At 61.6% G+C, this 9,377-nt stretch carries 10 protein-coding genes and 1 tRNA gene; all 11 read left to right on the top strand.

Features of this window, described 5'->3' with window-relative positions; genetic code table 11:
* Nucleotides 1–612 (top strand): S1 RNA-binding domain-containing protein (locus Q7V20_RS23965; protein ID WP_304796754.1); only part of this gene is annotated, 612 nt, incomplete at its 5' end.
* Nucleotides 613–623: 11 nt separating this feature from the next.
* Nucleotides 624–1,373: a triose-phosphate isomerase gene (gene tpiA, locus Q7V20_RS23960; protein ID WP_304796760.1), complete on the top strand. Its 750-nt coding sequence runs from the start codon at nt 624–626 to the stop codon at nt 1,371–1,373.
* Nucleotides 1,374–1,404: 31 nt separating this feature from the next.
* Nucleotides 1,405–1,770 carry a preprotein translocase subunit SecG gene (gene secG / locus Q7V20_RS23955; RefSeq protein WP_304796752.1) on the top strand — a complete coding sequence of 122 codons (366 nt, stop codon included), beginning with the start codon at nt 1,405–1,407 and terminating at the stop codon, nt 1,768–1,770.
* A gap of 133 nt (nt 1,771–1,903) precedes the next feature.
* Nucleotides 1,904–1,988, top strand: a tRNA-Leu gene (locus Q7V20_RS23950).
* A gap of 195 nt (nt 1,989–2,183) precedes the next feature.
* On the top strand, nt 2,184–2,543 hold the full coding sequence (locus Q7V20_RS23945; protein WP_304796759.1) for an NADH-quinone oxidoreductase subunit A: 360 nt from the start codon (nt 2,184–2,186) through the stop codon (nt 2,541–2,543).
* Between the two features lie 11 nt (nt 2,544–2,554).
* Complete coding sequence (locus Q7V20_RS23940) at nt 2,555–3,031, top strand: NADH-quinone oxidoreductase subunit B family protein (protein ID WP_300540260.1); 477 nt, start codon at nt 2,555–2,557, stop codon at nt 3,029–3,031.
* Nucleotides 3,028–3,639 (top strand): NADH-quinone oxidoreductase subunit C, encoded by a 612-nt coding sequence (locus Q7V20_RS23935; protein WP_304796748.1) that lies wholly within the window; start codon nt 3,028–3,030, stop codon nt 3,637–3,639. Before Q7V20_RS23940 ends, Q7V20_RS23935 begins: the two co-directional genes overlap by 4 nt.
* Nucleotides 3,640–3,768: 129 nt before the next feature.
* Entirely contained in the window at nt 3,769–5,022 is a 1,254-nt protein-coding gene (locus tag Q7V20_RS23930; protein WP_304796745.1) for an NADH-quinone oxidoreductase subunit D, read from the top strand.
* Between the two features lie 23 nt (nt 5,023–5,045).
* Nucleotides 5,046–5,531, top strand: coding sequence for an NADH-quinone oxidoreductase subunit NuoE (gene nuoE / locus Q7V20_RS23925; RefSeq protein WP_304796757.1), 486 nt, complete (start codon nt 5,046–5,048; stop codon nt 5,529–5,531).
* A 15-nt stretch (nt 5,532–5,546) separates the two neighbouring features.
* The gene (gene nuoF, locus Q7V20_RS23920) at nt 5,547–6,890 is read left to right on the top strand and encodes an NADH-quinone oxidoreductase subunit NuoF (protein WP_304796743.1); all 1,344 of its coding nucleotides are present in this window, start codon (nt 5,547–5,549) and stop codon (nt 6,888–6,890) included.
* Nucleotides 6,891–6,907: 17 nt separating this feature from the next.
* A complete protein-coding gene (nuoG, locus tag Q7V20_RS23915) occupies nt 6,908–9,238 on the top strand; it encodes an NADH-quinone oxidoreductase subunit NuoG (protein ID WP_304796741.1) in 2,331 nt (776 codons plus the stop codon).
* The last annotated feature ends 139 nt before the right edge of the window (nt 9,239–9,377 follow it).

The following is a 9,377-nucleotide window of genomic DNA, read 5'->3' as shown; positions in this document are numbered from 1 at the left end:
GCCAAGACCGAAGTCTCCAACTTCGCACCGCGCCTGTTCACCATGAAGATCAATCCGGACAAGATTCGCGACGTGATCGGCAAGGGTGGGTCTGTCATTCGGGCGCTGACTGAAGAAACCGGCACCCAGATCAACATCGATGAAGACGGCACCATCACGATTGCGTCAAGCGATCCGGCCAAGGCTGAAGAAGCCAAGCGCCGCATCCAGCAGATCACGGCTGAAGTTGAAATCGGCAAGATCTATGAAGGCCCGATCACCAAGATTCTGGATTTCGGCGCTTTGGTGAACCTGTTGCCGGGCAAAGATGGCTTGCTGCACATCAGTCAAATCGCCCATGAACGTGTTGAAAAGGTGACTGACTATTTGTCAGAGGGCCAGATCGTCAAGGTCAAGGTCATGGAAACCGACGAAAAGGGCCGCGTCAAACTGTCCATGAAGGTGCTGCAAGAGCGTCCTGAAGGCATGGCCCCTGAGCGTGAGCGTTCCGAGCGTGGTGATCGCGGCGACCGTGGCGATCGCGGTGGTCGCAATGACCGTGGCGACCGTGGTGGTGATCGCGGCGGCGACCGTGGCGCATCGCCTGAGCAAGAGCAACAACAACAGCAGTGATGGTCATGGCCCTGTCCAAGAAACTCGTCGTCGGCAACTGGAAGATGCATGGCAGCCGCGCTGCCAATGCCGAACTCCTCAAGGGTCTGCTTGAGGCCGATCTGAGCGCTTCGGCGCCGCGATCGGACGTAGCAGTGTGTGTGCCTTTCCCCTACCTGGGTGAAGTGGTTGCCACGCTGCAGGGCAGTGCCATCACCGTGGGCTCGCAAGACGTGTCTGCTCAGGCCCAGGGTGCCTACACCGGTGAGGTGTCGGGTGCCATGGTGCGCGAGTTCGGTGCGCGCTACGCCATCGTGGGGCACTCCGAGCGCCGCAGCTACCATGCTGAAAGCGATCAACTGGTGGCCGACAAGGCCAAGGCGGCCCTGGCGCAAGGCCTGGTGCCCATCGTGTGTGTGGGCGAAACCCTGGCCGAGCGTGAGTCCGATCAGACCGAGGCTGTGGTGGCGCGCCAATTGAAGGCCGTGACCGACACGCTGGGCGCTGATCTGGCCAAGGTGGTCGTGGCTTACGAACCGGTCTGGGCCATTGGCACCGGCAAGACCGCTTCACCCGCGCAGGCTCAGGCCGTGCACGCTTTCCTGCGTGCGCAGCTCAAGGCGGCGCAAGCCTCTGCGGCTGTGGTGCCTTTGCTCTATGGTGGCAGTGTCAAGCCTGACAATGCCGCCGAGCTCTTCTCTCAAACCGACATTGACGGTGGCTTGATTGGTGGCGCTTCCTTGAAGGCCTCCGATTTTGCTGCCATTGCCCGCGCTGCCTGAGGCGCGCGGATTCATCTGGAGTTTTGACAACATGCAAGTTTTTGCAAACCTGGTGCAAGTGCTCCAGATCGTTTCCGCCCTGGCCATGATTGGCCTGGTGCTGGTGCAGCATGGCAAGGGCGCCGACATGGGCGCATCCTTTGGCAGTGGTGCCTCGGGCAGTTTGTTCGGGGCCACGGGCAGCGCCAATTTCCTGTCGCGTTCAACCGCGGTGGCCGCCACCGTGTTCTTCTTGTCGACCTTGGGCTTGGCCTATGTGGGCAACTACCGTGGTGCGGTTGGCGAGCAGCCCAGCGTGTTTGACCGGCCTGCGGCGACCGCTTCAGCGGCTGCGGCATCGGCGGCTTCCGCTGCAGCCAAGACGGCTTCTGGTGCGGCTTTGATCCCGACCAAATGATTCCGAGTTGAGAGGCTCATACTTCTCAACCATTTCGGGTTAGAATCTAAGTCTTCGATGAGCAAGCCTCAAGCAAGTCGAAGGTGGATTAAAAGCAGGCTTTAGAACTTTTCAAAAGGCCTGCCAACCCCATGCCGACGTGGTGAAATTGGTAGACACGCTATCTTGAGGGGGTAGTGGCGAAAGCTGTGCGAGTTCGAGTCTCGCCGTCGGCACCAAGAAATCAAAACCGTGTCTTCGCATCACCCATGATCAGCCTGCATCTTGCTATTTCGGTTGATGTTTGCGGACGGTGTTGCAAATGCACCTAAGGTAGGCGCGTCTGAGTTCGCAGCTCAGCGCGCTTTTTGCTTTTTGAATGTGTTTCAATCGCTTGTTGTCTGTTCTGTCCTGTCTGAGAGCCGCCAGTCATGATGAATCTTGAGAATTACCTGCCCGTCATCCTCTTCATCCTGGTGGGTGTCGGCGTCGGGGTGGTCCCTCAGTTGCTTGGCTTCCTGCTGGGCCCGCGTCGTCCTGATGCGGCAAAAAATTCCCCCTATGAATGTGGCTTCGAGGCCTTTGAAGACGCGCGGATGAAATTCGACGTGCGCTACTACCTCGTGGCCATCCTGTTCATTTTGTTCGATCTGGAAATCGCTTTTCTCTTCCCTTGGGCCGTGGCCTTGAAGGAAGTGGGCATGGCCGGCTTCACCGCCATCATGCTGTTTTTGGGCATCCTCGTCGTGGGCTTTGTCTACGAGTGGAAAAAGGGCGCCCTGGACTGGGAATGAGGTAAATCAACATGGGTATCGAAGGCGTCTTCAAAGAGGGCTTCATCACCACGTCGGCGGACACGCTGATCAACTGGTCCAAGACTGGTTCGCTGTGGCCGATGACGTTTGGCCTGGCCTGCTGCGCGGTTGAAATGATGCACGCCGGTGCGGCGCGCTACGACATCGACCGCTTCGGCATGCTGTTTCGTCCCAGCCCGCGCCAATCCGATCTGATGATCGTGGCCGGCACGCTGTGCAACAAGATGGCACCGGCCTTGCGTAAGGTCTACGACCAGATGGCCGAGCCACGCTGGGTGCTGTCCATGGGCTCGTGCGCCAACGGTGGCGGCTACTACCACTACAGCTACTCGGTGGTGCGTGGTTGCGATCGCATCGTACCGGTCGATGTGTATGTGCCAGGTTGCCCGCCCACGGCCGAAGCCCTGCTGTACGGCGTCCTGCAACTGCAGGCCAAGATCCGCCGCGAAAACACCATTGCCCGATGAGCACCAAACTCGACACCCTGCAAGCCGCGTTGCATTCTGTGCTGGGCGATGCCGTCAAGCGGCTGGACAACCTCAAGGGTGAGCTGACCCTGACCGTGTCCAGCGCCGACTACATCCGTGTGGCCACCACCTTGCGCGACCACCCCGAGCTGCGTTTCGAGCAGCTGCAAGATTTGTGTGGCATGGACTACTCCACCTACAAGGATGGCGCGGCCTCGATCTACGCGGAGGGTCCCCGTTATTGCGTGGTCAGCCACCTGCTGTCGGTCGCCAAGAACTGGCGCCTGCGCCTGAAAGTCTTCGCGGTTGATGATGACCTGCCCATGGTCTCCTCGCTCAATGACGTGTGGAGCTCTGCCAACTGGTTCGAGCGCGAAGCCTTCGACCTGTACGGCATCATCTTCGAAGGCCACATCGACCTGCGCCGCATCCTCACCGACTACGGCTTCATCGGTCACCCCTTCCGCAAGGACTTCCCCGTGTCGGGCCACGTCGAAATGCGCTACGACCCCGAGCAGCGCCGCGTGATCTACCAGCCGGTGACCATCGAGCCGCGCGAGATCACCCCGCGCATCATCCGCGAAGACAACTACGGCGGCATCAAATGACCCACCCCCTACGCGCTTCGCGCGCCCCCTCAAGGGGGCAACACCCTTGGCCCGGCAAATCCGGATCCTCGGTGTTTGCTGGATCAGGATGTGCCGTGCTGAATGCGATGGCGCGCCGGAGTAATCGACATGGCTGAAATCAAGAACTACACCCTGAACTTCGGGCCCCAGCACCCGGCCGCCCACGGCGTGCTGCGCCTGGTGCTCGAGCTGGACGGCGAAGTCATCCAGCGCGCTGATCCGCACATCGGCCTGCTGCACCGCGCCACCGAAAAGCTGGCCGAGTCCAAGACCTTCATCCAGTCGCTGCCCTACATGGACCGCCTGGATTACGTCTCGATGATGGCCAACGAGCACGCTTACTGCCTGGCCATCGAGAAGATGATGGGCATCGACGTGCCTGTGCGCGCCCAGTACATCCGCGTGATGTTCGCCGAGATCACCCGTGTGCTGAACCACCTGCTGTGGTTGGGCTGTCACGGTTTCGACTGCGGTGCGATGAACATCCTCATCTACTGCTTCCGCGAACGCGAAGACCTGTTCGACCTGTACGAAGCCGTGTCGGGCGCGCGCATGCACGCGGCCTACTTCCGCCCGGGCGGTGTCTACCGCGACCTGCCGGACACGATGCCGCAGTACAAGGTCAGCAAGATCAAGAACGCCAAGACCATCGCGCGTTTGAATGAAAATCGCCAGGGGTCCATGCTGGACTTCATCGACGATTTCACGCAGCGCTTCCCTGGCCTGATCGACGAATACGAAACCCTGCTGACCGACAACCGCATCTGGAAACAGCGCACCGTCGGCATTGGCGTGGTCTCGCCCGAGCGCGCCCTGAACCTGGGCTTCTCGGGTGCCATGCTGCGTGGTTCGGGCGTTGTGTGGGACTTGCGCAAGCACCAGCCCTACGATGTCTACGAGCACATGGACTTCGACATCCCCGTGGGCAAGAACGGCGATTGCTACGACCGCTATCTGGTCCGCGTCGAAGAGCTGCGCCAGTCCAACCGCATCATCAAGCAGTGCGTGGATTGGCTGCGTGCCAATCCCGGCCCGGTCATCACCGACAACCACAAGGTGGCCCCGCCTTCGCGCCTCGAGATGAAGACCTCGATGGAAGAGCTGATTCACCACTTCAAGCTCTTCACCGAAGGCTTCCACGTGCCCGAAGGCGAAGCCTACGCGGCGGTAGAGCACCCCAAGGGCGAGTTCGGCATCTACCTGTCCAGCGACGGCGCCAACAAGCCTTACCGCTTGAAGATCCGCGCCCCGGGCTTCCCGCACCTGGCTGCGCTTGACGAAATGAGCCGTGGCCACATGCTGGCCGATGCTGTGGCCATCATCGGCACGATGGACATCGTGTTCGGTGAGATCGACCGCTAAGAAGCGAGATGACTGACAAACCCATGCTCAGCGAACAAACCAAAGCGCGTTTCGACCGCGAAGTGGCCAAATACCCGGCCGACCAGAAACAATCCGCGGTGATGGCCTGCCTGTCCATCTTCCAGCAGGAGAACGGCTGGATCTCGCCTGAGGGCGAGAAGTTGATTGCCGAGTACCTCGGCATGGCGCCCATCGCCGTGCGCGAGGTTGCCACGTTCTACAACATGTACAACCAGCAGCCGGTCGGTCAGTTCAAGATCAACGTCTGCACCAACCTGCCGTGCCAGTTGCGCGATGGCCAGAAGGCGCTGGAGCACCTGTGCCACAAGCTGGGCATCGAAGCGGGTGAGACCACGGCCGATGGCCTGTTCACCGTGCAGCAAGGCGAATGCATGGGCGCTTGCGCCGATTCGCCGGTGCTGCTGGTCAATGACCGCCAGATGGTCAGCTTCATGAGCAACGACCGCCTTGATGCGCTGGTCGACACGCTCAAGGCCAACGCCAAGTAATCGAGGACCACCCAGATGTTGGACCTTTCTCAATTTCAGTCGACCGGCAAAGAGACCGTGTTCCACGGTCGCCACCTCAACGCCCAGATCTACGCGGATCTGGACGGCAAGAACTGGGGCCTGAAGGACTACCAGGCGCGCGGTGGCTACACGGCCCTGCGCAAGATCCTGGGTCTGGATGGCGGCGTGGGCATGACGCCTGAGCAGGTGATCGCCGACGTGAAGCTGTCGGCCCTGCGTGGCCGTGGCGGCGCAGGTTTCCCCACGGGCTTGAAGTGGAGCTTCATGCCCAGAGCCTTCCCCGGCCAGAAGTACCTGGTGTGCAACTCTGACGAAGGCGAGCCGGGCACGTGCAAGGACCGCGAGATCCTGATGTACAACCCGCACATCGTGATCGAAGGCATGGCGATTGCGGCCTACGCCATGGGCATCAGCGTGGGCTATAACTACATCCACGGTGAAATCTTCGAGGTGTATGAACGCTTCGAAGCGGCGCTGGAAGAAGCGCGCGCCGCTGGCATGCTGGGCAACCAGATCATGGGCAGCAACTACAGCTTCCAGCTGCATGCTTTCCATGGTTTTGGCGCCTACATCTGCGGCGAAGAAACCGCGCTGCTCGAATCGCTTGAAGGCAAGAAGGGGCAGCCCCGTTTCAAGCCGCCGTTCCCGGCCAGCTTCGGCCTGTACGGCAAGCCCACCACCATCAACAACACCGAAACTTTCGCGGCGGTGCCCTGGATCATCCGCAACGGCGGCCAGGCCTTCCTGGAAGTGGGCAAGCCCAACAACGGCGGCACCAAGCTGTACTCGGTCAGCGGCGACGTGGAGCGCCCCGGCAACTACGAGATCCCGATGGGCACGCCGTTTCCCAGGCTGCTAGAGCTGGCGGGTGGCGTGCGTGGCGGCAAGAAACTCAAGGCCGTGATCCCCGGTGGATCGTCGTCGCCCGTGCTGCCCGCCCACATCATGATGGAATGCACGATGGACTATGACTCCATCGCCAAGGCAGGCTCCATGCTGGGCTCGGGCGCGCTGATCGTGATGGACGAAACCCGCTGCATGGTCAAGAGCCTGCAACGCCTGTCCTACTTCTACATGCACGAATCTTGCGGCCAGTGCACTCCCTGCCGCGAAGGCACGGGCTGGTTGTGGCGCATGGTTGACCGCATCGAGAAGGGGCATGGTCGTGTCGAAGACATCGACCTGCTGAACTCCGTGGCCGACAACATCCAGGGCCGCACCATCTGCGCGCTGGGCGATGCCGCCGCCATGCCGGTGCGCGCCTTCATCAAGCACTACCGCGATGAATTCATTCATCACATCGAACACAAGACCTGTGTGGTCCCTGCTTACGTCTGAGAATCAGAGCAACAAACATGGTTGAAATCGAACTCGACGGACAGAAAGTCCAGGTGCTTGAAGGCAGCATGGTCATGCATGCGGCCGAGCAAAACGGCACCTACATCCCGCACTTCTGCTATCACAAGAAGTTGTCGATCGCGGCCAACTGCCGCATGTGCCTGGTGGACATCGAGAAGGCGCCCAAGCCGATGCCGGCCTGCGCCACCCCGGTGACCCAGGGCATGATCGTTCGCACCAAGAGCGACAAAGCCATCAAGGCCCAGCAGGGCGTGATGGAATTCCTGCTGATCAATCACCCGCTGGATTGCCCCATCTGCGACCAGGGTGGCGAGTGCCAGTTGCAAGACTTGGCCGTGGGCTATGGCGCCTCTGCTTCGCGCTACGAAGAAGAAAAGCGCGTGGTCTTCAAGAAAGACGTGGGCCCGCTGATCTCCATGCAGGAGATGAGCCGTTGCATCCAGTGCACCCGCTGCGTGCGTTTCGGCCAAGAGATCGCCGGCGTGATGGAACTGGGCATGATCCACCGCGGTGAGCACTCCGAGATCACCACCTTCGTGGGCAACACGGTTGATTCCGAACTGTCGGGCAACATGATCGACATCTGCCCGGTCGGTGCCCTGACCAGCAAGCCCTTCCGCTACAGCGCCCGCACCTGGGAGCTCTCGCGCCGCAAGAGCGTGTCGCCGCATGACTCCACCGGTTCCAACCTGATCGTTCAAGTGAAGAACGGCAAGGTGTTGCGTGTGGTGCCTCTGGAAAACGAGGCCGTCAATGAATGCTGGATCGCCGACCGCGACCGCTTCAGCTACGAAGCCCTGAACAGCGACCAGCGCCTGACCAAGCCCATGCTCAAGCAGGGCGGCCAATGGCGTGAGGTCGACTGGACCACGGCGTTGGAATACGTGGCCAACGGCCTGAAGGGCGTGAAGAACGACCACGGCGCGGCCGCCATCGGCGCGCTAGGCACGGCCCACAGCACGGTGGAAGAGCTCTACCTGCTGGGCCAGTTGGTGCGCGGCCTGGGCAGCGACAACGTCGACACCCGCTTGCGCCAATCCGATTTCACCGCCACGTCGGGCGCCACCTGGCTGGGCCTGCCCATCGCCGAGTTGTCCACCCTGGACCGCGTGTTGGTGATCGGCTCCTTCCTGCGCAAAGACCACCCCTTGTTCGCCTCGCGCCTGCGCCATGCCGCCAAGCGCGGTGCGCAGGTCACCGCCATCGGTGCCACCACCGACGACTGGCTGTTGCCCATCGCGCAGCGCATCGTCGTGGCGCCAAGTGCCTGGGCCCAGGCTCTGGCCGACATTGCCGTGGCCATCGCCAATGAACGTGGTGTGGACATCCCCGCCAACGGCACCGCCACCGACGCGGCCCGCGCCGTGGCCGCCTCGCTGCTGTCCGGCGAGAAGAAAGCCATCTTGCTGGGCAACGCTGCAGCCAACCACCCGCAAGCCTCGACCCTGCACGCCCTGGCGAACTGGATCGGCGAACAAACCGGTGCCACCGTCGGCTTCCTGGGCGAATCGGCCAACACCGTGGGTGCCCAACTGGTGGGTGCGCAACCCAAGCAGGGCGGCTTGAACGCCGGCCAGATGCTCTCAGGCAACCAGCTCAAGGCCGTGCTGCTGTTCAACGCCGAGCCCGAGTTCGATGCGGCGAATCCTGTGGCCGCGCGTGCCGCGGTCAACAACGCACAGATGGTCGTGTCCTTGTCGGCCTTCAAGTCGGGCGCCAACGATTACGCCGATGTGCTGCTGCCCATCGCGCCGTTCTCCGAAACCTCGGGCACGTTTGTCAACGCCGAAGGCCGCGTGCAAAGCTTCCATGGCGTGGTCAAGCCGCTGGGCGACACCCGTCCTGCCTGGAAGGTGTTGCGCGTGCTGGGCAACATGTTGAGCATCCCGGGCTTCGAGTTCGAGACTTCGGAAGAAGTTCGTGCTGCCGCCTTGGGTGATCTGGCGTCGATCCCTTCGCGCCTGTCCAACCACAGCACTGCCGCGATCCAGTTGCAAGGCTCGACCGGTGGCCTGGAACGCATCGCCGATGTGCCCATTTACAGCGCCGATGCGCTGGTTCGCCGATCCGAATCCCTGCAACAGACCGCCGATGCCAAGGCCCCTGTGGTCAGCCTGTCCAAGGCCTTGTGGGCCGAATTGGGTCTGGCCGATGGTGCGCAGGTGAGGGTCTCGCAAGATGACGGCTCAGCCACCTTGAGCGCGGTGCTCGATGCCAGCTTGCCCGCCAATGTGGTGCGCGTACCCGCAGGTCACGCCTTGACTTCCGCGCTGGGTGCGCAGTTTGGCGCCATTCGGGTTGAAAAGCTCGGCGTCGACAAGGTCTGAGGCGAAGGAACATCACATGATCGATACCTTTTACACAGCCGGTGCTGGTGCCTTGGGAGGCGCCTGGCCCGTGGTCTGGTCGCTGATCAAGATCGTGCTCGTGCTGCTGCCCTTGCTGCTGTGCGTGGCTTACCTGACC

The organism is Aquabacterium sp., from assembly GCF_030652515.1.
In the GTDB taxonomy this organism is placed as follows: domain Bacteria; phylum Pseudomonadota; class Gammaproteobacteria; order Burkholderiales; family Burkholderiaceae_C; genus Aquabacterium.
Note: the sequence above shows the minus strand (reverse complement) of the source record. Positions and strands in the feature narration are given on the sequence as shown.